This is a genomic window from Paenibacillus polygoni, from assembly GCF_030263935.1.
Taxonomy (GTDB): domain Bacteria; phylum Bacillota; class Bacilli; order Paenibacillales; family Paenibacillaceae; genus Paenibacillus; species Paenibacillus polygoni.
Map to the genome: position 1 here is coordinate 1246643 of NZ_CP127162.1, position 26506 is coordinate 1273148.

A 26506-nucleotide genomic window follows, 5' to 3' on the forward strand; every position below is an offset into this window, starting at 1 on the left:
TTTTAGAGGGAACGTGGGAGTTCACTGATTGGGCAGGAAGAGATTCGATCACCGATTAGAAGGAATTAATTTGAAAGCGACTAAAAGCAGGTATCTGTCGTTAATGCATACGCCAGTAGTAGATCCCAACGATCACGGCGAGAACAATGGCAGCAACCATGAATGACATTAGCAGATTGCTTCCAACCGAGTAATGCTTGGAAATTTCCTGGTCTTTTTCTTCTGCTTTTCTCTTGGCTACCTCTTCGTCATTAGGAGTTAAATGGTGATTAGGAAAAGGCATAAGACTCACTCCTTACTCTTATATAGTATTGTTTCATCAAACTTCTTAATCCTTGTAATGAACCAGAGGTATCATACATCAGATGGATTATTAACCATTTAATCTCATTTGTAAACAAAGGATTTGTCGCCTTTTCATATGTAATATGTAAGGTACCTGCTTCCAAGTAGATCCCCTAAATGTGCTTGTGAGTCAGCCGGGTACCATTTGATATTAATTATATTTATTCGGGTCGTAAGGACATATCTTACAAGAGGGGAATGCATAATAAGAGATGGTGTATTCATAACAAAAGAGAAAGTACTCACAAGTAAAGAGGAAGTACTCATAACAAAAGAGCCTTATTTCTCGGGCTGCTCCCTGTCTCAAAAACAGGAAGTAGTCCCCTCCGAATGGAGTGTGAAAAAGGCTCTTTTGCATTATATATTACAAGTGTACTCTAACCATTTCTTAGTATGGGGATTTTATTATAAATTTTAATTCTCCCAATGTTCTGAGATATATTCATCCCGACCTGATTTCTCGCGGTCTTCTTTATAGTGCTTCTGATTCTTCTTATGATAGTTCTGATGATAATCCTCGGCAGGATAGAAAGTTTCCGCAGGCAAAATCTCCGTTACAATCGGCTTATCAAATCGTCCGCTGTCTGCTACTTCCTTTTTCGATTGAAGGGCAAGCTCCTGCTGTTGCTCGTTATGATAGAAGATGGCGGTTCTGTACTGACTGCCCCGGTCATGGAATTGACCGTCAGGATCAGTTGGATCGGTCTGCGGCCAGTAGAGTTCGAGTAGTTTTTCAAAAGGGAAAAGTTCTGGGTCAAACGTAATTTGTACAACCTCGTAGTGTCCGGTGGTTCCTTTTTTCACTTCTTCATAGGTCGGATTCGTTACCGATCCTCCCATGTATCCTGATACAATGCCATGAATGCCGGGTAGCTCCTCGAAGGGAGTGACCATACACCAGAAGCATCCTCCTGCAAAAGTAGCTTTTTCCATAGGTTCTACCTCTTTCGATATGTCGTAGTTGGTTTAGCTTAAAGATAATAGAGTTCAGTATACCAAAAACGGGAGTTGGTACAAAGTGTAAATGAATTATAGAGATTCAAATCTCCTATTTTGCATTATAAGTAATTTATTGACTTTAAAATGAGTATAAAGAGGTTACCTTGAAAAATTTATTATAGGTTAAGTTATTTGTAGAACAGTAGTTGACTATTGTAATTTACCTGACTGCTTGTATTTTCATGGGGAGTGATCAAATTGTATTCCAATAAACATAAAGTATTTTATGGTGTCTCTATAGGTGTGGGGGTCTTACTAGTTTTGATAGGGTTACTGCTTTGGATTCCCCGATCAACAAGGTCAGACACTACAGAAGCTTACTATTATACTATCTATTGTTTACGTATCCTTTTACCTCTGGTTGGTATTCTCCTTATGTTTATTGGTTCATCGGTAAATGCTTCTTATAACACGCTTAAAAAGGAAATTGATATTCTAAAAGAAAGATATAGAGCATTGGAAAGAAAGCTATAAAATTAGCATTAATAAGATAATCTTACACTTTGTGATTTAGTGCAGTATTGGTCTAAGGGTACATGTACCATAAAAAGTCGCTATATAGCGGCTTTTTTTGTTTTGAATTTATAACTTAACTTGGGATTTCTAATAATCTGGGATACGAAGGAAGTTGGGATTCATGATTGAGGCACTCTTACGCTACACATTTAATTGAGGGAGGTAAGGATCTCAGGTACATTCAAGAGTTGCTTTTGCATACCCGTTCCACTACGACAGAAGGATATACGCATGTAAGCAGGAAGAATCTAAAGAAGATTCAAAGTCCGTTGGATCGAATGGAGGAAGATATTGGAGAAGGGTGGGTTACAATATATTAATATCAGTTATAATTTAACAGTTTATTGTTATTGAGGTTCGTGAATATATAATGAATGTGGGGTATACGTAGTATAGAAATATACGCCTAGAAGAAGATATTTACGACTTACAGAGATAAAGAAGTTATTAGAAATTAGCGCAAAGACTGAACCAATAAAAAGAACATTTTGATAGGATGATTCTACTGTCAAATTTTATGGAAATTTGTTGAATAATACAATATTCTTTAATAAGAACTTAATGGAGGGATTACGATGTATACAATGGAAGAAGAAATTAAAACAAGGATCAGACAATTAAAACAAGTTATTTCTAGTTATGAAATTATTCGTTGTTTAAGTAACGACTTGCTAGATACATCATATGATCATACTATATACAGTGATGACCTTTACTTGTATCGAAAAGAAGATGATAAATTTGTTTATCTTCATGATAATGAGGACGAAACTGAAGGCAGGGTATCTGTTGAAGATTTAAAGATAATTCTTAAGAACATTGCTACACGTGATATAATTGACAAATATGAACTAAAAGAATTAGATCAATTTTTGAATACGGAAGATGATGAATAGACAATGAGTAATTTAATTTATCATTACACTGGTGCAGAAGCACTAAAGAGTATAGTGTTAAATCAATCGTTTTGGATTACCAAAAGTGATTATTTGAATGACACTTCCGAACAAATAATGATTATGGATCTTTTGAAAGGTTTTTTCAAAGAACAAAAAATGGATAAGAATGTCCAAAAATATATTATGGATCAATTATCTAAATATCTAAATGAATATAATCATTATATACTGTCATTTTCAAAAACAGACGATTCGTTACCGCTTTGGAATTATTATTCTGAGAATGAAGGATATAGTATTGGAATTGATAAAGAAGAGTTTATTGAGCAGCTTCGTAAGTATTTTAAAGAGATAGATTGTAATTCGAGAGTAATAATTACTGAAGTGATGTATTCGAATGAAGTTGGGGACGAAAAAGCAGTTAGGGATGAATTACTTCCTTTTATACATTTCAATTCTGATGATATAAATACTAAGAAGGATAGATTTGATCAACTTGCATTAAAATTAGCAAATATGTCTTACTCTATAAAACATTCAGCGTACTCTTCAGAAATGGAAGAACGAATTGTAATTATATGTGAGAAAAACAGTGAGATTTCGAAGTGTGAAGAATTTAGAGTATTAAGGGGATCATTTATACCATATATTATATTTAATAAAGATAAAAGAAAAGACATTGAAATCCCCATAAAAAAAGTAAAATTAAGTCCCTATCACACAATGGATGTAACAGAAAAAAGTTTATTCTATTTATTAAAGAGAAAATATCCAGGTCTTGTAGAACGTGATATTTCTCAGTCACGAATCCCATCACGTTACTAGGAGATGGAGAGACAATTAATCAATTGCCTCTCCATCTTTTTTCATAAAGGGAAATTAAAATTTTTTCTGTTTTGGACAATGAGGGAGATGTTAGAATTTGAAGGAGACACTTATATCTTATAACAAATCATTCAAGCTTTGGACTAACGCCCTCGGTCTACAAGAGGCATTTTTAAGAAGAGGGAGCAGCGGACAACTCCTACGGGGTTTGTGAATGCAACAACGTTAGGCGAAATTATTCTTAAGGAGAAGAGTATGAAAAGAAAAAAGAGAAAAAAACAAAAGATAAAAGAAATAAGATTTTTAGATGGCAGAATACATGAAGGTAACTTTCTTGGGGCTGTAGTTGATAATGTTAACAATCAAATTCGTGTATATTCCAATGATATGCTTCAAAAAAGAATTCAAAGAGACTCAAATACTATAGGAAAATCTTTTGATAAACTTTGTAGTGATGAATTAGTTCAAATGGGAGAACTATTTAGCAAAGCCAATTATCTAATAAGCAATGCTTTTTTTAGGGCAAATCATAAAGAAGATGAAATGAAAGTAACGAGTAGTAAGTTATTGATGAACGCTGCAAGTACAATTCAAGCTGCAGTTGAATTATTGCGAATAGGATATACTTTGCAACCATGTATGTTGCTTCGATCTGTTATTGAAACTATAAGTACAGTTGCTTACTTCATGATGGAACCGGGTGGTCATCAAGTTTACTTGGATGGAAAACTTGATGTAAACAAAACTATTAAATATGGGAAGCAATTAATACCGAATTTAGGGCAACTACAGGGAATACTAAGTAATCATTTTGTACATATTAGTTCTTTGCATTCCGATCTTAATGGAATAACAAAACACATAGAAATCACACCTCCACTAAGGATAAATCTAAATATGATAAAGGTTTGTACTTGGTGCTTATTTGTAACAAGCGAAGTAACCTTTTATGATTATTTTGATGATCATAAATATTGGATTAAAGTTGCTGAGGGCCAATATAAATTTATACAAAGTGATGATGATAAAAAATGGATGAGTGAGTTTTTTAAGGATGAATAATAACTTCACCTAGCATAGAATTCACGCAACAGGCACGCGCCCTCGGTCCAGCAGAGGGATTTTGGGGGAGAAGGAGCTACCGGACACATACACTAGGTTGGTCATCGTAAATACGTGAAAGCCAGATGGAATCTATTAATGGGTGATGAGAGATGTTTCAAAACTATTATGAAGGGAATGGACAAAGTAAAGAATGTTATTCTTATTTGGGATTAGCATAACATTCTCAAGTATTAGAACATCAACTAGTTAATATGATAGTTTTATTAAAGAAGAGTCAAGGGGAAATTCTAACAGAAGATGACTATGAAGCTTTATATGAGAGAAAGTTTTCAAATACATTAGAACAACTAATTAATGAAATCAAACAACTCTTTATACTTCGAGATGAGGAAATAAATAAACTAAAAAGATATTGAAATAAAAAATATATTGTTCATAAATATTTTAAAGATAGAATTAGTCTTTGCTTTACATATCAGGGAAGAGTAAGAATGATACAGAATTTGTTGACAGAGTTAGTAGAATAGATGCTTAGCTTGATCCACATTCAATCTATAAGAAAAATTAGAAATAATGCAGAAAGTGTTAGACGGTGATGAAATAGAAAAACAAAGAGCAGTGGAAAAAAGAAAACCAAATTTTAAATGGTAAATCATAGATGATATAGACCTCACCTAACATTACATTCACGCTGCAGTCATTCGCTTTTGGTCTGGAAGGAAGATTCGGAGAAGAGTATGTAACAAGACACATCCGCCTTCGTCGGACTTCGTGAATAAAGGAAGTTATGTGGAATTCCCAAAATCGATATTGACTGAGGAGATAGAACGAAGAAAAATGTTGAATTCTTTGTAGAACATAGTGAAAAGATATTCGGTAGTGATTATAAGATCAAATTAAGAAAGATTGGAAATAGAAAAGAATTTTGATAATCAATAATAAAGGTAGTAAAAACCAGTAAAGACCCACCCATAGATTAGCGTCTTCGGTGAGTCCCAGTTCTAAATGACTTAGAAGGGAATAACCATCCAAGCCAATTGTATGACCAAGTGATTGAAGCTCTTGATCTTATTAAATATAATACCACAATGAAGAATATGTAAAAGTAGAACCAGGCTATATGGAGCCGTACATATCAAATAAGTTGTTGAACACATTCTTTATAAATCAGTTACCCTGCATAGGCATATATTGATGTGATTTAATTTTTATTTTTTCAATATATCCTAAAGAAAGTCCGACATAACAAATTCCTAATCCAATATATAATCCAGGAAGTTTAAAGTACTCGATCATAAGATAAATAATAATAAGTGAGACCCCACAAATAAATGAAGAATAAAATAATACCCACTTTTCTAAGTTTATGGCTTGTAGCGTAGATCTTAAAATCATTTGTATTCCGTTGATTGTACTTGCTGCAAGCGCAATAGGTAGTACTTGATGCACAATAAGCACAATATTCTCTTTGTCGGTAATCAGTCTGGCGATCGGTGATGAGAACATAATCATTATAAGAGCAAGAGGAAGTAACAGCCCTAAAAGAAAAACGCAAGATAACCCAGTATATTCCGTACCTTTTTTTGGTTCTTTACCATATGCCTGGGCTGAAAGCGTCAAGCATACGCCTGAAAGAGCGTACATCGGGATCATAAAGAGCTCTGTTAATGTTACGATAATCGTATACACGGCCAATAACTGAACATCCATCCTTGATACAAATGCCGTTAGTGCAATAGCAAACAAAGTATATTCAATTAAATCTTGAAGTGCTAGGGGTATGTACAGACGAAATAAGCGATAAAAAACATCTTTTTTTAAAACAAAAGAATAATTAAATATTTTTTATTTTCGAAAGAAAAAGATACTAAGAAGTAAGCTCATTGTATAACCGATTACAGAACCAATAGCAGCTCCTATGGCTCCCAATTCAGGGAATCCAAATTTTCCGTAAACAAGTACATAATCTACGCATACATTCACTATACTAGCGGCAGTTAAGCTATACACTAATATGTGAGATTTATTGATGTTTTTAAAATAAGATGAGAAATTAAATAAAATCAAATTTATACCAATAGTTAAACCGGCTACATTTAGATATTCTCCAGCCACAGAAAGGGTTTCATCATTTAAGCCATAGATAATCTCCATTATTTTTGTTCCATAGCCTAAAATAAGAATTTCACATAAAACTCCGATTAGTAAAGAAATGCTCATTGTTACAATAAAAGATTCGCCGAATTTATTAATATTGTTTTCCCCTTATTGACCTCCAACGATATTAAATGCACTATATAACATTCCTATCGTGCCGGTAATAAGAAATATAAAAGAAGAAGCCACACCAACTGTGAACTGAACCCTATAAAGTAGACAGTTTTAAAAAAAGGATGTGCCGCTTTTTAAGAGGCAATGAGATGACTTCGATATGCTGCCGGAGTCATCTATTTTAATGTCCATTGGCGCGTTATCTAGGCAGTTTCCCCTTCGTGACAGAGATTGTAGGAATCTCTTCCTCTTCACACGAGACTGGTACTCTGGGTGGGTGTAATGAAAACCTTGATCCGAGTGAATCATGGCTTCTGGATGCAGTCGATTCCCGATAGAGTTTTCTAATTTGCTTAACGTTAGATAGACAATTTCCATCCGTAAACTCGCTGAAAGTTCATAGGCGACAATTTCTCGTGTCGCCACATCTTTCACACAAGGCAAATAAGCCGTTTTACCACCCTGAATTTGCAAGTAAGTAATATCGGTTGAGAATGTTTTCCGAGGTTCCTCATGGTGGAACTGATGTTTAAAGTGGCTTGGTACTTGGCGGTGAGCTTCTGTGGCTTTGGCTAGTGTTCGATAGGGATTTGCTTTTCGTACTTTGGCAAAGAAGTGAAACTTGCACACTAATCGCAAGATTTTTTATGATTCATGGGCTGACCGGCTTTTCAGCAACTTCCATATACAAACCGCATAACCAACTTTTCCATCGTCTTATTCATAAATTTCTTTTAGAAAGACATAATCTTGATAATCGGATTCCTCAGAGAGGGCCCGTTTTTCCCCGTTTTGAAGCCACTTGCAATAGCTACTAGGGCTCACTTTAGCCACTTCACATAAATAACGGACCATGATCTTCAATTGATACAGTCGAATCGTTTCATTGATGACTTGGTATCTCTCTCGAGCTGTTAACGACGATTCATTTTCGCCTGCCTTTCTAACTCGTATAGCTTTTTTAGTAACGACAATTCCGCCTCTAGCAGCCGAATACGCACTTCTGCTTGGGCTAATTTCCTCTCTTAGGAGGCATTTTCTTTCTTAGGACATCCTTTACTGCCTTTTCCTCCCAGCTCTTCGAAAAATTCATTTTCTCCATAGGTATGAAAGGTTCTGCGCCAACGATCTAAGGCACTTCGTTCTTTACTTAGGCCAATCACCTTCAAATCAAACTTAGCTTCTGTGATACTCCGCTCTAAAATAGTAATGTTAGTATAACGGGACTTTTCTAGAAAGAAAATAGAAAAATCCCGAATAGAGTCACTTTTTTTTAAGTGTCTACCATTCGGGGTTCAGTTTATTCCCGAAGCTTGGTCTTTCTTTTTTTGTGAAGGAGAAAATGAACAATGAATTAGACAAGTACGAATTCACAAAATAGACAAAAATTAGTTGGGGAATTTCCCATAATTGCAACGTTTGTACAGTAAAAGCTTACATATTTCTCGTCTGACGTGACGTCTTGTGAAGACTTGATATCCAGTTCTAATCCAGATTGTCATTGGAGAGTATTATTTTGCTCTCCTCTACAATAACCATGCAGATCAGCTTTTTTACTTCAAGAGATAGAACATTCGAGACCCATTCTGATTGGAGGGATGTTTATCATTGTAAAGTGTTTCTTTTAGCATCGTTTAAGTATTTTGTTTTTTAATCAAATGATTAACAATTCAAACGGAGAGGTGAGTATTTTGAAGAGACGTTGGATGGTGATGTTGACAAGCCTAATGGCTGTTTTTCTCATTACAGCATCCGTCAAGGCAGCAAGTTCAGATTATTATAGTGGATCGTGGGATACGAGTAATACAACCAGCTTAAGTATAGCTGTAGGATCCAGTATGTCATCGCATTTAAGTTCTTTTCAAAGCTGGTATACCGGTTGGAATGGTGTATCCTCCAAAGTGGGTTTGGCAAAGCCTTATGAGCAATCGAGTCTTGACCAAACGCCGCACTTCTCAAGAATTAATATCATTGGGAAGAACCTTGGTGCTACAGGTAACTGGGCTGAAGCTTGTAATTATAAATATAGTGTTTTATGGGGATACACGTGTGATTGGAACGGATCTTGGAAAGACTCCGTTATTGAGTTCAATATCAACACGGATTCAACAACGAAAAAAGGGTATTCCTTTCACAGCGCTAATCTAAAGAAAAAAATATTTCTGCATGAATTAGGGCACTCATTAGGTCTTAAACATCCAGATACTTCTTCAAGTGCAATTATGAAACAAGGGGATAATGGTTACTATGTTGTACAGCCCTATGATAAGTCCAATCTGAAAGAGAAATATGGGAACTAAAATATGGAGGTGCTGACATGAAAAAGTGGGTGACGGCCGGATTAATAGCTGTACTGGGAGTTAGCATGTTTTTCGGATATAAGCATTTAAATGCACAAGAATTACGTCCAGACGCAGATTACTACAATTACTCACTTTCTGAGATGGAATCATTAGCTACTGTAATCGTGGAGGCAGATTGGGAAGAGGAGACGAATTCAATCGTTGAATTGGATGAGAAGGATAAATATCCATTGGATACACGTACATTTTCAAATATTAAAGTGAAAAAGGTTTATAAGGGATCGGTGAAGGAAGGTGAAGAATTAAACGTTGTAGAGTACTATGCCAAGTGGAGAGATGTGGCAGGCGCATATGTGAAATATCCAAATGAACTGTATCAACCTTTGATTGCCGGTAAAAACTACCTGCTTTTTCTATATCAAAGTCCAGATGAGTCAACAGGTTCATATGAGATTATCGGAAACCATCAAGGAAAATATGTTTATCCGGAAAGTGAAAGTAACATGAGTATTCAATCCACTAGTGAACTGGATATTGCTGAAAAGGATGAACATTATACTGCCCTGTATAATCAAGTGAGCGAGAAATATTTTAGTCGGCCATAGTTTTAAAAGTAGCAGAAGGTCATCTATTTCCTTTTGTATTGGATAGATGACCTTTTTTAGAGTTGAGAAGCTACTTAAGGATGACGATAACCCTAAAAAAGCTTAATATTAGTAAATATAGAACAGAAAATTATGAAAGGACATTGGAAACATTGGGTTATATAAGTTAAGAAATTCTGAATGTGACCTGAAAGATAGGCCAATCTTATAGTTGAGGATGATTCATGTGAAGCAAGGACTCATTGTGTTTTTGAAAGGAATTTCAAGTTCGGGAAAAGACGAGCATCTCGATGGAACTGAAAAATCAGATAGATATTCCTTTTTATCATCTATCTATTCGTAATCATAATCAATTTATCGATAATACATATCCAGATATGTCGACTACAAGGGAATTAGATGATCACGTTGTCGAAGATATCCTTTTTGATCTGATCATCTCCGTGCAAATTGTTTTCGGAAATGGGTTTGAATGTCATCGTGGATACCGTCATCGACAATGACAAGTGGTTTAATGATTTTTATGATTTACTTTCGGAGCATCTATATTGTTTGTAGGCGTACGATGCTCGAAAGAAGAACTCATAAGAAGAGAGCAAATAAGAGGAGATAGAAAGATTGGACTAGCAAATTAAAAGTTCAACAAAGTATATTGCTTTAATGAATATGACCTTGAAGTAAATACTGAAAAGTTGAATCCAACAGAATGCGCCGAAAAGATATTAAGTTTTATTAAGTCCAATAAGGATTACTCGGTATTTAAGAAATTGAAGTGTATGACATCAGATAACAACGTTCTGATCTTCAGTCCGTTTGACCCTTGGTTCGTAAGAGAGGTAGGCATAGAAGTAGATTCAGCTTACAACCCTAAGATGCTAAGTCTGACGACCCGGTAGCTACACTACTTTAAGCTGCTTGAATGTCAGGATACACGATCGATAGATGATATTGCTGAAGAATACCGTTCTTTAACTGAAATTTTACAGTTTGATATCCTTATGCTGGGACAGTACTTGAGGGAATTGCAAATTCATATGATAGATATGTTGTACTTTGAGAAGATTCTAGAGCAGAGACTGAAAAAAATTTAGAATTTTAGGGAAAATATTTATTCGATAAAGAACAGACGCTAATATTATAGCATCTGTTCTTTATTTTTATTTCCTGGTCTAATTATTTATATTTCAATTTAAAATTAAATTTTATTTTTGCTATATACCCTAATGAAAGTCCGAGATAACAAATTCCTAGTCCAATATATAATCCAGGAAGTTTAAAGTATTCAATCATAAGATAAATAATAACAAGTGAGATCCCACAAATAAATGAAGAATAGAGTAATACCCACTTTTCTAAGTTTATGGCTTGTAGCGTAGATCTGAATATCATTTGTATTCCGTTGATTATATTTGCTGCAAGCGCAATTGGTAATACTTGATGTACAATAAGCACAATATTCTCTTTGTCGGTAATTAGTCTGGCGATCGGTGATGAGAACATAATCATTATAAGAGCAAGAGGAAATAGTAGCGCTAGAAGAAAAACGCAAGATAACCCAGTATATTCAGTACCTTTCTGTGGCTCTTTACCATATGCCTGAGCTGAGAGCGTCATACATACGCCTGAAAGAGCGTACATCGGAATCATAAAAAGCTCTGTTAAAGTTACGATAATCGTATACACAGCCAGCAAATGAACATCCATTCTTGAAACAAATGCCGTTAGTGCAATAGCAAACAAAGCATATTCAATTAAATCTTGAAGTGCAAGGGGTATGTACAGACGAAATAAGCGATAAAAAATTTCTTTATTTAAAACAAAAGAATAATTAAAGATTTTATATTTTTGAAAGAAAAAGATACTAAGAATTAAGCTTATTGTATAACCGATTACGGAACCAACAGCTGCTCCTGTCGCTCCTAATTCAGGAAATCCAAATTTCCCGTGAACAAGCACAAAATCTACGCATACATTCACTATACTAGCGGCAGTTAAGCTATACACTAATATATGAGATTTATTAATATTCTTAAAATAAGATGAAAAATTAAATAATATTAAATTAATACCAATAGTTAAACCGGCTACTTTAAGATATTCTCCAGCTACAGAGAGAGTTTCCGCATGTAAGCCATAAATGTTCTCCATTATTTTTGTTCCATAACCTAAAATAAGAATCTCACATAAAACTCCAATTATTACAGAAATGCTCATTGTTACATTAAAAGATTCGCCGAACTTTTTAATATTGTTTTCTCCAAAATATTGACCTCCAACGATATTAAATGCACTACATAACATTCCTATCGTGCCAGTAATTAGAAATATAAAAGAAGAAGCTACTCCAACTGCTGCAAAATCTTCAACTTTTAATCTTCCCACAATAGCTTGGTCCGTAATTTGAAAAACAATTTGAAAAAATTGAGTTAACATAAGCGGAACTGCCATGTTAGTGATTAGTTTTAATTTACTTCGATTATAGCCAAATCGATTTTTAACCATCTATAATCTTCACAATCTCGCTATTTGTTATAATAATATATCTATTCAAAATTTATCCTCCTGTTTTATGTGAATTTATATCTTTTTAAAAGAGATAAATATGAATAATGTCACTTTTATAGGTTTAATGAAAATATCATGTAATCCGCCAGGGTTATAACTTCGACTAAATCTTGATTCTGTCGAAAGAAAACAAAGTAACTACGTAATACCCTAAAAAGCTATAAATACTCTCCATGAAAGTATGGTGACATTCAATGAGTTGTGATTACAGTAAATCTTGGTTCCATGGTTCACCTCTTGTACTACAAGAACTAGCAGTTGGAAGCACCATAACTCTCTCAGGATAAAAATCTAGCCAGAATCTTTTCACACAAGCCTACAATAGTTTCAAATGATGAAACAGGAAATATTTTTCATAATGGAAAGTTAGACGGTAATTTATATTTGATTGACGAAGTGATTTCTCCCAAGGATGTATATTTACATCCTACTACTACTATGAAACCAGGAGATGAGTGGCTTATAACGAGATCAATTAAAATAAGAAAAATTCAATCTACGAAGCCGAATCCAGCAGAAATGCTAACTGAGGAAGAAGTAGCAGAACTGTTAGAACGAATAAGAAAGTATTAATTAGGCATCGATCCTGTATATTTTAATGGAGGTGTGTTGATGGAGGTATTGTATAAAGATTATCTGATCTCAGATGATAGGGAGAAGATTAATAGAAGAGTAGTTTTAGATTTCTTAGCTGATAGTTATTGGGCAAATAGGAGACCACCAGATCGTATTATAAAATCTATTGAAAACTCTCATTGTTTTGGTGTTTACAACAAAGAGAATCAAATAGGCTTTGCAAGAGTAGTTACAGATAGAGCCACTATATATTACTTGTGTGATGTATTTGTTTTGGAAGAATATCAAGGGCAAGGAATTGGAAAGAAGTTAATTGAAATTATAACGAATTCAGAAGAATACGAATGGATGACAGGTGTTTTAGGGACAATGGATGCTCATGGTTTGTATGAACAATATGGGTTTGAAAGAGATACTGACAGATTTTTGAGAAGAACACCTCAGGGGAGAAGAGAAATAAGGTAGCAACAAACAAAATATATACTTCCTATAACAATGAATTACAACTAGTATATGTTCTCTTCTTGATTAGTCTTTGAGATAGGGGAGGAGAAAATAGGAAAAGGCAGTGATGAAACCATTCTTCGACTGATTCACCACTGCGAGTAGAAGCGGCACCTTTATTATTCAACAGGTCCTTCTATATCTGCTTTCAATTGTTCAAACCACTCTAAGTTAACTAAGTGATGAGAATGTGAATTTTCGTTCATGCGGCGGAAGTAATTGATTGTGCCGGGAAGCTCTGGTGTGCTTAATAGATATTCATCAAGAAGGGCGATTCGAGCTTTAGTCTGGTCAATTTGCGATTGAACAAGCTCAAGCAATTTGTTTTTGTCATATTCATCTGCAAACAGTAGTGCCCCATAGAATTGCAGGTTCACATATTCTGATTTGGTGCCGTATTTGACCATTAATTTTTCGAATTCGGCCATTCCTGATTCGGTGATTTTAAAGTTCCGAGTTTCATGCCTACTGGTTGAAGGTTTCTCCTGAATCTGTTCAATCCAACCTTTTTCTTCAAGCTGCTGCAGATTGTAATAAAACGAGCCTTTTGTGAAGTTTACAATGTACTTGTAATGACGTTTTTCCATTAAGGCCAGCAGTTCGTATCCGTGAGCGCCGGGGTTTTGGATGAGCAAGCCAAGAATGAGTAAGGGGATCATGGCTGCATCACTTTTGCCATTTGTGCCTCGAATTCTGCGTACGTAATTTTACCCGAAGCTAAATCCATGCTATGAAGGTAAATCTGTTCCGTTTTTGAATAATCACGCTTCACATTCAGCGATTGCTCTTCTCCCGGGACGGGTTCAAGGACATGACACTTTTTCGAAAAAGCCTCGTAATAACGATATCCGAATTTCCGCTGCGAAACAGCGTCTAAATGAATGCCGTCAGGATTTGCGGTCAAACCTGCCGCTGTTACAAAATAGCAATTTTGCTGTTCGCTAGCGAAGCGCTGTAATTGTTCATTGACCTGTTGATATTCTGTCGCGTGCTGCCCAAAACCGCTCTTCCCAAGGAAATCACCAAGTCCACCAATGATCAGCGGTACCTCGTTAAGTTTCAATTCGTTTCTTAGGGTGTCGATGATATGGGTTAACTTCTCGTAATAAGTTTCATGCAGCGAACGATAACTATCGCTCTCACCCTGGTGCCATAGGATTCCGCAGATTTGACTGGAACGCTTGGCGAAGCGGGCTTGGGACAAAGCATGCTGAAAAAGGATACCTTCTGGATGCCAGTCATTCAGCGAGCTGCCACCTTCCGCACAAGGAATCAAACCGATTTCTTCCTCGGGATTGGCTTTCGACCAGGCATCAGCAAAAGACGCCGCAAGGCTTACACCCGAAACCGGACGGTCATAATTAATTGGCTCTGTCATCATCTGCCACTGTCCATTGCGCAGCATTTTTATTTTTTCATTATAGATCGGATCGACTTCATGCAGAAATCCACGGCCCGCCATATTCGACTGACCTAACATTAAGAAAGACTTTATCATTATAGTCTTCACTCCTTACTTCATTACAATAGTCTAATTAGACTAAATGATTGTACAGTCTGTTTGAACTGTAGTCAATTGAATCTGAAAGTGATCGATAACGTATTCTTCACTAAAAAATGAGAAAAGGGAACGGTCACAGTTGATTCTGTGCAGTTCCCTTTATTTATTGTTGTTCGTTCAAGCCATATTTCTCTAATACCGAATTACGGAATGTTTTATATTCTGAAAGTTCTGATGTTGTTAAAGCTTGCAAAGGGGCATTCGGTTCCCCGCCAGTCAGCTTTATTTTACCTAAGTTATCATTAACTACAGAGTAATCACCGAAACTATTCTTCATTAAGAAAATCACACTTGGCTCATCTTTCTTGAGCTCTATATAATTTCCCGTTGTAAGCTTTTCTTCTTTATAAAGACTAACAGGTTCAATAATAGTCAACTCTTTCTGGTCTTCTGGAAAGTCAGTTGGCTTTTTTATTATTTTATCGATTTTAATAGTTGTTCTAGTGGAGAAATCTTGCAGGTAACTGTCTGCATAAACCTTTACTTTATGCTCTCTATCCAAAAAGTCTTCCGTAGCATAACCTACTACGATCAGCTCGACATACTCGTCTAGCTTATCAATATCTTGTAATTTGAGAGAATTTGCAGATAAGTTCGTAATCTGTTTGTAAGGCTCAGCAGCATTTTCTTGATTATTTAAATAGACAATAGCCGTCGTTGCAATAAGTGTTACTGATAATAAAGCTATCACAATATAGTTAAATCTTTTCTTCAACATAACCCCGCCTTTTAGTTAGGAGATCCTCCCTTTGTTCAGTAAAAAGGAATTAGTCTAAAAATATACTAATATTGGCAAATAGACAAATGTTACTCCTATTTATTTTGCTTAGAAGCCGGATAGAGCGTTATGTATAACAAAAACATCTTACTTTTTATTAAGTTTTTATTAAGAACTATTTAATGTTTATCTACTAAACTAACTTATGTTACTTACGGCAGACTTTTATTCTCGCCAAAAAGTATACATAATAGGTGGCTGGTTTTTACTGGCTGCGGAGAAAAAGGAGACTTTACTATGAGGAATCGTTTTCACCTGCGACGAATGTTGTCGCTAACACTAGCAATGGTTATGCTGGCGGTCCTATGGGTGAGTCCGGCGATGGCTGCAGAAACAACGGTAGATAAAACGGATGTGGTAGATATTGTCCTCAGCGATGATAGTATTACTGTAGACGGTGAGGCTGCATCGAAGGATTCGAAATCACCCGTTTACGTCGGTGGAGAGATTATTTATTACCATGACCAAGATACGTATGAAAGTGGAAATCCCTACGGGGAAGGAACGGAAGATGAAAAGCATTCCGAGGAGGAAGCTGCACTTCACACGGCTGTAACGATTACAAAAGAGGGCACTTACCGAATTTCCGGTAAGCTGTCATATGGTCAGATTGTGGTTGACCTCGGTGAAGATCGCCGCACAGACCCTACGGCTGTTGTAAACTTGATTCTTGACGGTGCAGATATCAACTGTACTATTGCTCCGGCTGTCATTTTCTACAATGTATATGAGAGTGATCAGGCTTGGGTCGCTTACGATAACGGAGAAACAGAAGAATACACAGCTTCTGCCACTCAGGATACAACGGATGCGGGTGCGAATGTAATTCTGGCTGACGGCTCTGTTAATAATATTAGCGGTTCTCATGTTGCTCGTATTTACAAAGACAATGATCAGAAGAAGAAAAAATACAAGTATGACGGTGCGTTCTATTCCGTTCAGTCAATGAATGTGAATGGTGAGAAGCTGGGCACAGGCGTGTTGAACTTAGTTGCCGACAACGAAGGCATGGATACAGAGATGCATCTAACCATTAATGGCGGTAAGATCAACATTCAGTCTCAGGACGATGGTATCAATACAAATGAAGATGGTGTCTCTGTTACTACGATCAACGGCGGAAGTCTGCATGTTGTGGCAGGTTTGGGATCTGAAGGTGATGGTATTGATTCTAACGGATATCTAGTCATTAATGGCGGAACAGTTATTTCTTTAGCTAAGCCTCAATCAGACTCGGGTCTAGATGCCGACAAAGGTAGCTATATTAATGGCGGTTATGTAGTTGCGACTGGTTCCACTATGGACTGGGCTGAAAGTGACTCTAAGCAAGTGACAATGAACCTTCAGTTTGCTTCTTCTCAAAATGCTGAGGAAGCGATTATTGTTACTGATTTAGAAGGGAAAGTCGTATTTGCTTATGATCCGGAAAAGGACGAGTCCTCAGGTGAAAACTACCGTGGATATCAGGGTGCTGTTATTAGTAGTCCTGAGTTTGAGGTAGGTCAGTCGTATAACATTTATGTTGGCGGTGATGTTAACGGTAAAGAAGTAGACGGTCTGTACGATGTTTCCATGGTAACAGGCTTCTCTGCAGAGGCGACGAAGCAGCAGTACACTGGTACCGATGTGGGCATGGGAGGTCCAGGCGGTGAAAGACCTGAAATTCCGGACGATAGTCAAAGACCTGCACTTCCTGAGGATGGTCAAAGACCTGAACTACCTGATGGCGTAACGCCTGGTAATGGTGAAATGCCAGGTGGTGAAAGACCTGAAATACCTGATGATAGTCAAAGACCTGCACTTCCGCCAGATGGCGAAATGCCAGGAGCAAACGGCGAGAGTTCCACAGGTCAGGCATCGACTGTATTTTACATGACGGATAAAGTGAATGCTTTCTCTGGTGTTGCTGATTTTAAAGCTAGTTCTATGTTTACTGATGTGGCTGCGGATGCATGGTATGCTGACGATATCACTAATGTAGTAAATAAGGGCTTGATGAACGGGATGTCGAGTACTGCGTTTGGTCCTAATATGAACCTGACTCGCGGAATGATGGCTACGATCTTGTATCGTATGGCGGGTTCTCCGGATGTTACAGGAGATGCTGCATTCTCCGACGTATCTAGTGATAAGTACTATGCTAAAGCGGTTGCTTGGGCTGCTAAACAGGGAATTGTGGAAGGATACAAGGACGGTACATTCCGACCTAATGACAATATGACCCGCGGAATGATGGTTACTGTTCTTTATCGTATGGCTGGTTCGCCGGCGATCACGACGAATTCTAGTTTCCCAGATGTAACAAGCACGAAATACTATGCTGCTGCTACAGCTTGGGCGGTTAAGCAAGGGATTGTGAACGGTTATCCGGACGGTACCTTCAAGCCAGATACGAATATCACACGGGCTCAAACAGCGGCTATTTTAAGCCGTAACACAGCAAACTGATAGATAGTTTAAAATAAAATGATCAAAGGCGAGGGAGCAAATTGCTTTCCTCGCCTTTTCTTTTTGAGAATGTAAGATGGCGCGATTTTTCGGAAAGGCGACATATCCACCCTGCTAAGATTGACGACCCGGCAACTTTGTTGCCTTAAGCCTCTTGGGCTCGTAAATAGAACGTTATGAGACATCATCGTGATATAATCAAAGCAAAACGGATTAAGGCAGGAGAGACAGAATACATGGATGATTTTACAAAGAGACGGATTCAGAAGATCATGGACAAGTACACCGAAAATGCAGTACCAGAACATGTGAAAAGCCAGATTAAAATCAGTTATAAGATCAGAGGAAAACATGTGACATTAATTGAAGAAAGACAAGGCTACAAAAGTGATCAATGGGTGCAGATGCCTATAGCTCAGTTTAGATTAGATGAAAAGGAATGGAAAATATACTGGCAAGACAGTAAAGGGAAATGGCATTTTATAGATGACATAGAACCAAATGAAGATTTTGAAACACAGTTAAAGATCGTGGATGAAGGACATAATGGATTGTTTTGGGGGTAATTTGAAGAGGGCAATGACATCCCATAACATAATATTCAAGCATCGGCTTCTTGCGGAGTCTTGGTCTGCTTGATGAATTTAGTGAGGGGTTTAGCAGACACATTCCAATCCAAACTATCGCTAGTGGGAAGTTAGGGTTGGGACAACTTGAATACAAGAACGTTAGGCGGAATTCCCTAAGGAGGTATAGTTCTATATGTCTGATCATTGGGACATCTATTTTTGTGAGATTGAAGGTAAATTTTCATCAGTTATGTTGGATATGGATATCTAGAAGGAGATTGAGAAATCTGAGTATCCGCATCCAAAGGTTTTAAGAATACCAATCAAGAATCCAAGAGAAAGCGGCACTCCTATTAATGAAGAGGCTGATTTAATCAATGATCTAGAAGACAGAATCAATAATGAGATTATAGATGTTGGGTTTAATGTTGGCAGGATAACTACCGATGGTTTACGAGATGTAGTTTATTATTTTTCTAGACAGTATGAGCTAGAAAAAGTAGCAGAAAAGTATTTCCTTGAACATGGTTATGAGATTGAGGTTCATAATATGGAAGAAGAAAATCCTTGGGATTTTTATTTTGATTTCCTTTATCCCAACAAATATCAAATACAACATATGGGGAATAGGAATGTTGTCGAACAGTTACGAGAATCAGGAGATAAATTAGAAGAACCGAGAAGGGTAGATCACTGGATCTATTTTCAATCCACTGAAGATAAAGATCGCTTTGAAGCTAAGGTTAAACTTCTCAGTTTCAATATCAGTTCCAATCCTTCTAATGATGAAGAAATCTATTCTCAGATATATCGTCATGATGATGTCGACTTCCATTCAATAAATGAAGTTACGGACAGCCTTATTGATTTAGCAGAAGAATGTAATGGTGATTACGATGGATGGGAATCCATAGTTATTAAGTAGATGATAAGAAGAGGATTTTGGCATGTAGTAGATCTAGTGACAACTTCCTGGGGAATTCGTGAATACCTGAACGTTATCGAAAATCCTCGCATAGCAAAACAAAGAGAGAGGTCACTTATGTTTCAATATAAGATAACTGCGGATAAAAAAATAATAATTAGCAATGGTACTGTTTTGCAGACATTTGATGTAAGTAAATTTAGTCAAATTGATGGACTTGCTTTAGATGAAGATGAAATAAAAGTTGCGATTTCAGGAATATTGCTTAATGGGGAAAGTGTCCTAGAGATCATAGGGCTTAGTAACTCCGAGGATGGTAATACGATAATTGCAGGAATAAATGGAACAGATCTTGTCTGGTTGAGTCATGACCATTTATTAATAAATACGGGGAATCATATCTCTCGGATTACGATTTCAACAAGTCAAATTGAGCCTATCCATAAATTTAGTAGAGTTTCTTACGCGCCAATTCATTTATCTATAAGTCCCTCGAAAGAAAAATTAGCATATTTGCGGTGGAAGTCTGATTCACAACGAATTTGTCTTTATAATAGGTCAACAAATGAATCTGAACATTTCAAAGTATCCTGCAGATCATACTGTTGGCTTGATGATCGAACTATTTTGTACAGCAACTTGAATGGAATAAAGCTGCTTGATGTTGAAAACGGTAAAATTTCAATCTTTTTGAAAGATGCTAAATCTCTTTTGAGATTCCCTGAGTTTAAATATCGGTGTAGTGAATTATCAACAATAATAGAGGGTAGTAAGGAAACCTATAGTGTAAAGGATGTAGAAAATCCGTTATATTTAAATCAAAGGATATTCTTTCAAGTGATTGCTAGTAATGAACAACGTGAGTGTTATAGTGCAATCCTATCTACTGATCTCGAGAAGAAAGATATACAGCAGCATCATTTTCAAAAAGGTAGATATCATGAAAATTATTATGCTGATTCTTCGAATTCTATATTCTTATATTCGAGGGAAGCAAACGATCGTGATTTTCGTCTTTTGCCATCTCCTGGTGTACCGACTGGGGCTCTTGTATTCTATAATCAAGATTGGGATTGGGATGAATAAAGACTTACATAAATATCTTATTGAACGTCATGGATTTCTTAATGAGATTTATGACGTTTTTTTATTTTAAGGGAGATTTATTTATGCTTCAAAGACGATAAAAAATCATAAAAGAAATGGGAGAGAGGCTTATGGATCGCTTGGTAGTCATGACGGTTGGAAAAACGCATAGCGGCAAAACCACCTTTGCCAAAGAGTTGGAATCTGTATTACAACAATCTATTGTTATTGATCAGGATAATCATGCTGAATTTATTAATACGCATTATAAGAAACTTCGTCCTACAGAGGGTCCAAACACTTTGAAATTCTCTGTAACTAATACCATTGTGAACTATGCTATAGAGCAAAGCAATCTCCACATCATTTTAAGTAACTCCAATTTGAATAAATCCGGGAGAGTAAACCTACTCCAATATTTTCATGAGAAAGGATTTAAAAGTATGATTGTTTATTTTGATTTACCTTCAGATCTACTAAAAGATCGTGTTACACAAACTGGAAGAAGCAAAGCTGTTTTTAGAAACGCATCAAGTTTTTTGGAAGTATTGGAGAGACAAGAACAATCGCTAGAAATACAGCCCAGTATAGATGAAGCAAATTATCTGTTTGTCATTAAGGACCCCGATCATACAGCAGAAGTTATTCAACAAATTGTATCAGTCCATCTAAATGAAACCTCAATCATCTATTTTGATAGTTGAAGCGTGGAGGATATTTATCATAACCAAGTCCACCAAGTCCATAAAGGTTCCTGTATTCTTGGTATGTGAACCTCATTAATGACATACAGTTATTGTAATTGATCTAGAAATTGCAATCCCATTATTGGAGGGAGGAATTATACACGTGGAAACGCTGGGTAGAGGGTGTCTCTGGCTTATTATTGGTGTCATCGGATTGATGCTTCTCGCGTTAATCACACAAAGCACGATCAACATTCCATGGTTTATCTTTATCCCCATTGTGATACTCGTCTTCTGGATTGCATCAAAGAAGAGCAAAAAATAAAGGTGCCGAGCAAACTTAACTCGTATTTATATGAGATTGTACAGCAATATTTTTCGAACAAGTGGATAGATACAGATACGTAAAATCATGATAAGTAAATAAGCAATTCACAAAAAGGAGTTCTAGAAATTCTCTAGAACTCCTTTTATATGCTGCTTGTTACTTTTGAGGGTTGCCATTTGACTGGTTGATCACTAAAGCCACAATAGAAAACACAATATAAGTTAAATAAATGAAAGTTGCTAAATAAATACTCCCACCTTTGGAAACCCAAGCGATGACAGCGATGATTAAACCTAAGATATTAAATATGAGCAAACGTACAATGAAGTTGTTAACCATTATCGCAATTACATAGTTAACGATACTCATCACAAGATTAAAGGCATATAAGATAAGGAAAAGAACAAAAAAGGGTACAGCCCAATCGTCTCTATTGCTTAATTCCGAATGGTTTACAACTATTTTTGCTCCAATCCAGCTTGAAATCAAAGCCAGAACCATCGATATGATAAAAGTATTAAGGATAAATTCTTTCTTGAATTTTTCCATAAACCACTCCTAACCCTTTCCAAACAGTGTTAAATTATCTATTCGGTGTTAAGTTTAAACAATAATGCTCAGATAAGCAATCATGTTTAAAATCTCCATCGTTTTCGTTATTTAATGCTGTGATGTACGCCCTCATTAGTAAATCAAATTATATTTATAGAATGGAGCAGATAGTTCGAAAATGGATGTATTACAAATAAAGAGATTAACAAACTATCTTGAGTTTTTTCAGAATGACCGTAGTGCCTTTTTTACTGAGAGCAAGGGTTGGAGGATAGAAAGCCCAGAAGTAAGTCAATTTAGAAAAGAACTATATGATACCGAATTTCTACTCGTTTATGATTGGGTTCAGTGGATTACTGAAAATGATGAATTTAAAAATGTGAATAATAACGTACAAGATAAAATTAGGGATGCAGATTTAGAAACCCTTAGGAAATTAATGACTAGTTATATTCGAGGAGATCGGTTTAATGAGGGGCTTTTTATTGATGTGATACTAAAAGGACATGTTACTGAGATTTTATTAAGACTTCAAGAACTGATTAATGAGTAATACAGAGAATAAATGCTCAATCTAAGTTTATGGAGGCTAAATCCGTGAGATTAATTAGTCAAGTTCAAGAAGATTTAGTAATTGCGGAGTTTCTGTTTGCAGAGTTTTACTCTGATAGATTTAGGAGTGGAATAGTAGAAACACTTGGTGATTATGATTCAGACTTGATTACAAAACCTAACTTGGAAAATCAAAATGATAACCAATTAAGAAGAGATATTCTAGGTCAGACAAGGGGATTTGGCCGCAATACCGAGTTGTTTGAGAATTTTCCAGGAGAAGTTACATGGTATAAAGCTGTTTTTCAGAAACAAGATCTAAGTGAAGTGATGTATATCAATTATAGTTATTGGAATGAATTATCAAGTGGTACAAGACTTCCTATTCACGCTTCAAAGAATATTATCGAAAATGTTGAAGTATATGGATTAAGCAACCAAGGATTTTATGATATTTCTGCAGCAATCAAGAATGGAAAGGTGTTCCCGAAGCTAATATTTGTTGCGATGGATGCTACTTCGAGAGTAGTGGTACTTGAAGGTCATGCGAGATTAACAGCTTATTATATGGATCGTAAATATATCCCTGATGAAATGGAAGTGTTCATTGGATACTCTGACAAGTTTAGTGAATGGGATTTATATTAAAAACATAAATATGTAGATGAAAGTATAACTTTTCATTTGAGGGGGGATTAAATGATAAAACGTTCATTAAGTGATATTTGTGAAATGGTAAAAGGTCATGGATTACATCAAGCATACAATTCAAGTCTGATCTCGGGAGTTTCTATAGATACCAGAACGCTAAGTGCTGGGAATTTGTTCATACCCATTATGCGAATAGATAATGGACACAATTATGTTCAGAAAGCCTTTGATAAGGGTGCAGCTGCTGCACTTTGGCAAAGGGATCAGCCTAATCCTCCAAAAGGAGTTCCTATTATTTTTGTTGAAAACACGTTAACAGCGCTACAAAATCTGGCAAGAACATATAGAAATCAATTAAATAGTAAGATTATTGGGGTAACAGGAAGCAACGGCAAAACAACCACAAAAGACATGATATTTTCTATCGTATCAACCACATATAAAACACAGAAAACGTTAGGGAATTATAATGGAGAGTATGGTTTGCCTTTAACCCTGCTTGAACTAGAAGAAGATACAGAGGTCGCTATTTTGGAAATGGGAATGAGTAACCCGGGAGAGATTAAGTTGTTATCAGAAATTGCTCGTCCCGATATTGCTATGATCACGATGATTGGCATCTCTCATATTTCAACGATGGGTTCAAGAGAAGCGATTGCTAAAGCTAAACTGGAAATTCTTACAGGACTAAATCCAGAAGGGACATTCATCTACAATGGGGATGAGCCATTATTAAATAATGAATTAACAAAAATGAAAATACCAGAATCATTAAAAATTATTCGTTTTGGTGAATCCGCAGATCATCATTATTATCCGGTTAGAGAAGAACAATCAGATGAGGGTGTTCATTTTATATTAAATGATCGTGAGAAATATGTTATACCCATGCTAGGTAAACATAATGTTTTTAACGCGATCGCTTCTATAGCAGCAGCTAAGGAACTAAAAATATCATTGAAAAATATAAAGTCAGGTCTTCAAAGCATAGTTATCACAGAAATGAGAATGCAACGAATAAAAACGAAACTAGGATACACGATTATTAATGACGCGTGGAATGCGAGTCCTGTTTCTATGAAAGCAGCGATACAAACTATGACTGAACTGACTGGATATAAAAGAAAGATTGTAGTACTGGGAGATATGCTCGAGCTTGGAGTTAATGAAGCTCAATACCACAAAGAAATGGGTCAGGTAATCCAATATGGTTTGGTCGATTATGTTTTTACAATAGGAACTTTAAGTGAACATATCTCTAATCAACTCTATGAACGTTTCCCATCTACACATGTAAAACATTTTATAAGTTCGCATGAACTTGCCCATCATATAGCTAGTGTAATTAAAGAAAACGATGTTATTTTATTTAAAGGTTCAAGAGGTATGAAATTAGAAGAAGTCGTTAACAAACTTACGTAGCATTGATTGTTTATCGAAGGTGGTTCAACAGCGCCTAACAAAGTATTGACGTTTCGGGCTGAAGCCCTTGGTTGTCATAGTAAAGAATAGAGAGGAATAATGAGTTTTCACTGGGGAATGGTCTTGGCGGGCTCAATGTGAAATAGTGAAATGAAATATAATCAGATAAGTTAAGGCATCCGTTAAGGGTGCTTTTTTATGAAGTGAGGAGATAAAATTGAAAAATGTGAAGGTAATTGTTGGTTCGATCGTAACGGTTGTATTTCTTGCAGGATGTTCTTCTGCTCCTCGAGAAAAAAATGTTTCGGCAACTGAACAAATATCCATAACGAGAACCGATCCTAATTCTCAGGCTGTTTTTGGAGGTGCTTCAGGCAGCTTGGCATATTCGTATGAAAGCTTAGAAGAACTCGAAGCAGCCTCAGATGTAATTGCTGAAGTTAAGATAATAGATATCCATAGCGCAGATGTGGAAAGAGATTCTACGTTGTATAATGCTGCAATTATAGACCTGTTAAAAGGCAATGGTGAAGAGAAGGAAATTATTCTAAAACAAGTTGGTGTGGAAGAGGCAAGGGAAAAAACGGGTGATCTTACTATTCAGCGAGATAACCCACTTATGAAGCCAGATGAAAGATACGTATTATTTTTAAAGGCAGGACAGAAGGCTGAGATCGGACCTCTCTATTATGTGGCTGGCGAGTATCAGGGAAAATATGAAATTCAAGGTGATCAAGTATTCTCTGTAAATCAACAAGAGAAAACCAAAGCGATGGTAGCTGGACAAGATTTAATTTCATTTAAAGAAAAAATCAAACGTATCGTTAGCGAAAATGAATAGTCAGTTTTAGAGCACATTAGTTGAAGACAGGAGCCGAAATCAGGCTCCTTTCTATTGTTATCGTTCCTCGTTAGCGCAACAATAGGTTTCTTTTACTGACACCCATTATTATTTACTATAAATACCGTTTAATTAAGCTGTAGAAAACGAATGATCTCACCGTCAATTATGTCTTCGCTAGCCCTTTGGAAACCCAAAGATTCATAAAGGTTCCCAGCAATAAAGTTATCGGGTCTGTGTCCGATCATTAATGTCTTACAGCCATTTTGCTCCATAAGATGAATCAACTTTTTCATTGCTGCTTTGGCATAGCCATTACCTTGATGATTCTGATCAATCATAAGTGCAGGTATCCAGTGGTTACCATCCTCATCAGGGCTTTTACAAAAAACAATAAATCCGACTAGTAATGCCTCCGAATATACCCCTCTCAGCTTAAAATCACCAACATATTTAGATTCTGCAATCCAGTAAACAATAGGGGCAGGAAAAACGCTGATTTGTTCTTGCTTAACATGTAACTTGGTACAGTCGTACCAGTTGTCAATTGATACTGGTTTTAATTCAATAGGAAAATATATTCATTATTATACTTGTAACTTATTATCTCTCGTTGGTATAAAACGGTTATACA

27 protein-coding genes and 2 pseudogenes are annotated in these 26506 nt (G+C 36.2%); 18 read left to right on the forward strand and 11 right to left on the reverse strand.

What is annotated here, in order from left to right; all coding sequences use genetic code 11:
- Positions 1-100: 100 nt before the first annotated feature.
- Positions 101-283 carry a hypothetical protein gene (locus tag QPK24_RS05930; RefSeq protein ID WP_285746992.1) on the reverse strand — a complete coding sequence of 61 codons (183 nt, stop codon included), beginning with the start codon at positions 281-283 and terminating at the stop codon, positions 101-103.
- A gap of 476 nt (positions 284-759) precedes the next feature.
- Entirely contained in the window at positions 760-1278 is a 519-nt protein-coding gene (gene msrA / locus QPK24_RS05935; protein WP_285746994.1) for a peptide-methionine (S)-S-oxide reductase MsrA, read from the reverse strand.
- Between the two features lie 707 nt (positions 1279-1985).
- On the opposite strand from msrA, the gene QPK24_RS05940 reads away from it, so the two are divergent.
- The 4 genes from QPK24_RS05940 to QPK24_RS05955 all read left to right on the forward strand — a co-directional run bounded on the left by QPK24_RS05940 (position 1986) and on the right by QPK24_RS05955 (position 4646).
- Positions 1986-2180 (forward strand): tyrosine-type recombinase/integrase, encoded by a 195-nt coding sequence (locus QPK24_RS05940; RefSeq protein WP_407082955.1) that lies wholly within the window; start codon positions 1986-1988, stop codon positions 2178-2180.
- Positions 2181-2435: 255 nt separating this feature from the next.
- Positions 2436-2756: a hypothetical protein gene (locus QPK24_RS05945; RefSeq protein ID WP_285746996.1), complete on the forward strand. Its 321-nt coding sequence runs from the start codon at positions 2436-2438 to the stop codon at positions 2754-2756.
- A gap of 3 nt (positions 2757-2759) precedes the next feature.
- The gene (locus QPK24_RS05950) at positions 2760-3584 is read left to right on the forward strand and encodes a DUF2971 domain-containing protein (RefSeq protein WP_285746997.1); all 825 of its coding nucleotides are present in this window, start codon (positions 2760-2762) and stop codon (positions 3582-3584) included.
- A gap of 255 nt (positions 3585-3839) precedes the next feature.
- Entirely contained in the window at positions 3840-4646 is an 807-nt protein-coding gene (locus tag QPK24_RS05955; protein WP_285746999.1) for a hypothetical protein, read from the forward strand.
- A 1170-nt stretch (positions 4647-5816) separates the two neighbouring features.
- Here the strand turns inward: QPK24_RS05955 and QPK24_RS05960 are convergent.
- The 3 genes and pseudogenes from QPK24_RS05960 to QPK24_RS05970 form a co-directional block, all read right to left on the reverse strand.
- Positions 5817-6491, reverse strand: coding sequence for an MATE family efflux transporter (locus tag QPK24_RS05960; protein WP_407082994.1), 675 nt, complete (start codon positions 6489-6491; stop codon positions 5817-5819).
- Between the two features lie 3 nt (positions 6492-6494).
- The gene (locus QPK24_RS05965) at positions 6495-6902 is read right to left on the reverse strand and encodes an MATE family efflux transporter (protein WP_407082995.1); all 408 of its coding nucleotides are present in this window, start codon (positions 6900-6902) and stop codon (positions 6495-6497) included.
- Between the two features lie 156 nt (positions 6903-7058).
- A pseudogene (locus tag QPK24_RS05970) lies at positions 7059-8104 on the reverse strand (IS3 family transposase); the annotation flags it as partial.
- A gap of 507 nt (positions 8105-8611) precedes the next feature.
- Here QPK24_RS05970 and QPK24_RS05975 point away from each other — a divergent pair.
- From QPK24_RS05975 to QPK24_RS05985, 3 genes and pseudogenes are all read left to right on the forward strand, one after another.
- Positions 8612-9220 (forward strand): zinc metalloprotease, encoded by a 609-nt coding sequence (locus QPK24_RS05975; RefSeq protein WP_285747003.1) that lies wholly within the window; start codon positions 8612-8614, stop codon positions 9218-9220.
- Positions 9221-9237: 17 nt separating this feature from the next.
- Positions 9238-9828, forward strand: coding sequence for a hypothetical protein (locus QPK24_RS05980; RefSeq protein ID WP_285747005.1), 591 nt, complete (start codon positions 9238-9240; stop codon positions 9826-9828).
- Positions 9829-10054: 226 nt separating this feature from the next.
- Positions 10055-10598: pseudogene (locus QPK24_RS05985) on the forward strand (chloramphenicol phosphotransferase CPT family protein); the annotation flags it as partial.
- A gap of 403 nt (positions 10599-11001) precedes the next feature.
- Here QPK24_RS05985 and QPK24_RS05990 read toward each other — a convergent pair.
- Positions 11002-12330 carry an MATE family efflux transporter gene (locus QPK24_RS05990; protein WP_285747007.1) on the reverse strand — a complete coding sequence of 443 codons (1329 nt, stop codon included), beginning with the start codon at positions 12328-12330 and terminating at the stop codon, positions 11002-11004.
- A 675-nt stretch (positions 12331-13005) separates the two neighbouring features.
- On the opposite strand from QPK24_RS05990, the gene QPK24_RS05995 reads away from it, so the two are divergent.
- On the forward strand, positions 13006-13434 hold the full coding sequence (locus tag QPK24_RS05995; RefSeq protein ID WP_285747009.1) for a GNAT family N-acetyltransferase: 429 nt from the start codon (positions 13006-13008) through the stop codon (positions 13432-13434).
- Between the two features lie 158 nt (positions 13435-13592).
- On the opposite strand, the gene QPK24_RS06000 is transcribed toward QPK24_RS05995, so the two are convergent.
- The 3 genes from QPK24_RS06000 to QPK24_RS06010 all read right to left on the reverse strand — a co-directional run bounded on the left by QPK24_RS06000 (position 13593) and on the right by QPK24_RS06010 (position 15752).
- Complete coding sequence (locus QPK24_RS06000) at positions 13593-14132, reverse strand: PadR family transcriptional regulator (RefSeq protein ID WP_285747011.1); 540 nt, start codon at positions 14130-14132, stop codon at positions 13593-13595.
- Positions 14129-14971, reverse strand: coding sequence for a sialate O-acetylesterase (locus QPK24_RS06005; protein WP_285747013.1), 843 nt, complete (start codon positions 14969-14971; stop codon positions 14129-14131). Before QPK24_RS06005 ends, QPK24_RS06000 begins: the two co-directional genes overlap by 4 nt.
- A gap of 166 nt (positions 14972-15137) precedes the next feature.
- Entirely contained in the window at positions 15138-15752 is a 615-nt protein-coding gene (locus tag QPK24_RS06010; protein WP_285747015.1) for a hypothetical protein, read from the reverse strand.
- A 297-nt stretch (positions 15753-16049) separates the two neighbouring features.
- Between QPK24_RS06010 and QPK24_RS06015 the strand changes: the two genes are divergently transcribed.
- The 6 genes from QPK24_RS06015 (at position 16050) to QPK24_RS06045 (ending at position 21851) form a co-directional block, all read left to right on the forward strand.
- Complete coding sequence (locus tag QPK24_RS06015; protein ID WP_285747017.1) at positions 16050-18260, forward strand: S-layer homology domain-containing protein; 2211 nt, start codon at positions 16050-16052, stop codon at positions 18258-18260.
- 236 nt (positions 18261-18496) lie between these two features.
- On the forward strand, positions 18497-18826 hold the full coding sequence (locus tag QPK24_RS06020) for a DUF3024 domain-containing protein (RefSeq protein ID WP_285747019.1): 330 nt from the start codon (positions 18497-18499) through the stop codon (positions 18824-18826).
- 280 nt (positions 18827-19106) lie between these two features.
- Positions 19107-19754 carry a DUF695 domain-containing protein gene (locus tag QPK24_RS23570; protein WP_407082996.1) on the forward strand — a complete coding sequence of 216 codons (648 nt, stop codon included), beginning with the start codon at positions 19107-19109 and terminating at the stop codon, positions 19752-19754.
- A 117-nt stretch (positions 19755-19871) separates the two neighbouring features.
- Complete coding sequence (locus tag QPK24_RS06035; protein WP_285747023.1) at positions 19872-20840, forward strand: TolB-like translocation protein; 969 nt, start codon at positions 19872-19874, stop codon at positions 20838-20840.
- A 131-nt stretch (positions 20841-20971) separates the two neighbouring features.
- Positions 20972-21544, forward strand: coding sequence for an ATP-binding protein (locus QPK24_RS06040; protein ID WP_285747026.1), 573 nt, complete (start codon positions 20972-20974; stop codon positions 21542-21544).
- Positions 21545-21689: 145 nt separating this feature from the next.
- Positions 21690-21851, forward strand: a complete 162-nt coding sequence (locus tag QPK24_RS06045) for a hypothetical protein (RefSeq protein ID WP_201450673.1) — start codon at positions 21690-21692, stop codon at positions 21849-21851.
- A 159-nt stretch (positions 21852-22010) separates the two neighbouring features.
- Here QPK24_RS06045 and QPK24_RS06050 read toward each other — a convergent pair whose 3' ends face one another.
- Positions 22011-22403: a hypothetical protein gene (locus QPK24_RS06050; protein WP_285747031.1), complete on the reverse strand. Its 393-nt coding sequence runs from the start codon at positions 22401-22403 to the stop codon at positions 22011-22013.
- A gap of 181 nt (positions 22404-22584) precedes the next feature.
- Here QPK24_RS06050 and QPK24_RS06055 point away from each other — a divergent pair, with 181 nt between their 5' ends.
- The 4 genes from QPK24_RS06055 (at position 22585) to QPK24_RS06070 (ending at position 25872) form a co-directional block, all read left to right on the forward strand.
- Complete coding sequence (locus tag QPK24_RS06055) at positions 22585-22959, forward strand: DUF6508 domain-containing protein (protein WP_285747033.1); 375 nt, start codon at positions 22585-22587, stop codon at positions 22957-22959.
- Between the two features lie 44 nt (positions 22960-23003).
- Positions 23004-23606, forward strand: a complete 603-nt coding sequence (locus QPK24_RS06060) for a hypothetical protein (protein WP_285747035.1) — start codon at positions 23004-23006, stop codon at positions 23604-23606.
- A 51-nt stretch (positions 23607-23657) separates the two neighbouring features.
- Positions 23658-25031, forward strand: coding sequence for a UDP-N-acetylmuramoyl-tripeptide--D-alanyl-D-alanine ligase (locus QPK24_RS06065; protein WP_285747037.1), 1374 nt, complete (start codon positions 23658-23660; stop codon positions 25029-25031).
- A 217-nt stretch (positions 25032-25248) separates the two neighbouring features.
- Positions 25249-25872, forward strand: coding sequence for a hypothetical protein (locus QPK24_RS06070; protein ID WP_285747041.1), 624 nt, complete (start codon positions 25249-25251; stop codon positions 25870-25872).
- 128 nt (positions 25873-26000) lie between these two features.
- Here the strand turns inward: QPK24_RS06070 and QPK24_RS06075 are convergent, their stop codons facing one another.
- Positions 26001-26453: a GNAT family N-acetyltransferase gene (locus QPK24_RS06075; RefSeq protein WP_320416919.1), complete on the reverse strand. Its 453-nt coding sequence runs from the start codon at positions 26451-26453 to the stop codon at positions 26001-26003.
- Positions 26454-26506 lie beyond the last annotated feature (53 nt).

Coding starts and splice junctions, on each gene's coding strand:
- QPK24_RS05955 (WP_285746999.1), top strand. CDS start 3,840: ATGAAAAGAAAAAAGAGAAAAAAACAAAAGATAAAAGAAATAAGATTT.
- QPK24_RS05990 (WP_285747007.1), bottom strand. CDS start 12,330: ATGGTTAAAAATCGATTTGGCTATAATCGAAGTAAATTAAAACTAATC.
- QPK24_RS06005 (WP_285747013.1), bottom strand. CDS start 14,971: ATGATAAAGTCTTTCTTAATGTTAGGTCAGTCGAATATGGCGGGCCGT.
- QPK24_RS06000 (WP_285747011.1), bottom strand. CDS start 14,132: ATGATCCCCTTACTCATTCTTGGCTTGCTCATCCAAAACCCCGGCGCT.
- QPK24_RS06050 (WP_285747031.1), bottom strand. CDS start 22,403: ATGGAAAAATTCAAGAAAGAATTTATCCTTAATACTTTTATCATATCG.
- msrA (WP_285746994.1), bottom strand. CDS start 1,278: ATGGAAAAAGCTACTTTTGCAGGAGGATGCTTCTGGTGTATGGTCACT.
- QPK24_RS05945 (WP_285746996.1), top strand. CDS start 2,436: ATGTATACAATGGAAGAAGAAATTAAAACAAGGATCAGACAATTAAAA.
- QPK24_RS05995 (WP_285747009.1), top strand. CDS start 13,006: ATGGAGGTATTGTATAAAGATTATCTGATCTCAGATGATAGGGAGAAG.
- QPK24_RS06065 (WP_285747037.1), top strand. CDS start 23,658: ATGATAAAACGTTCATTAAGTGATATTTGTGAAATGGTAAAAGGTCAT.
- QPK24_RS06055 (WP_285747033.1), top strand. CDS start 22,585: ATGGATGTATTACAAATAAAGAGATTAACAAACTATCTTGAGTTTTTT.
- QPK24_RS06040 (WP_285747026.1), top strand. CDS start 20,972: ATGGATCGCTTGGTAGTCATGACGGTTGGAAAAACGCATAGCGGCAAA.
- QPK24_RS05980 (WP_285747005.1), top strand. CDS start 9,238: ATGAAAAAGTGGGTGACGGCCGGATTAATAGCTGTACTGGGAGTTAGC.
- QPK24_RS06015 (WP_285747017.1), top strand. CDS start 16,050: ATGAGGAATCGTTTTCACCTGCGACGAATGTTGTCGCTAACACTAGCA.
- QPK24_RS06035 (WP_285747023.1), top strand. CDS start 19,872: ATGTTTCAATATAAGATAACTGCGGATAAAAAAATAATAATTAGCAAT.
- QPK24_RS06020 (WP_285747019.1), top strand. CDS start 18,497: ATGGATGATTTTACAAAGAGACGGATTCAGAAGATCATGGACAAGTAC.
- QPK24_RS05930 (WP_285746992.1), bottom strand. CDS start 283: ATGCCTTTTCCTAATCACCATTTAACTCCTAATGACGAAGAGGTAGCC.
- QPK24_RS06010 (WP_285747015.1), bottom strand. CDS start 15,752: ATGTTGAAGAAAAGATTTAACTATATTGTGATAGCTTTATTATCAGTA.
- QPK24_RS05950 (WP_285746997.1), top strand. CDS start 2,760: ATGAGTAATTTAATTTATCATTACACTGGTGCAGAAGCACTAAAGAGT.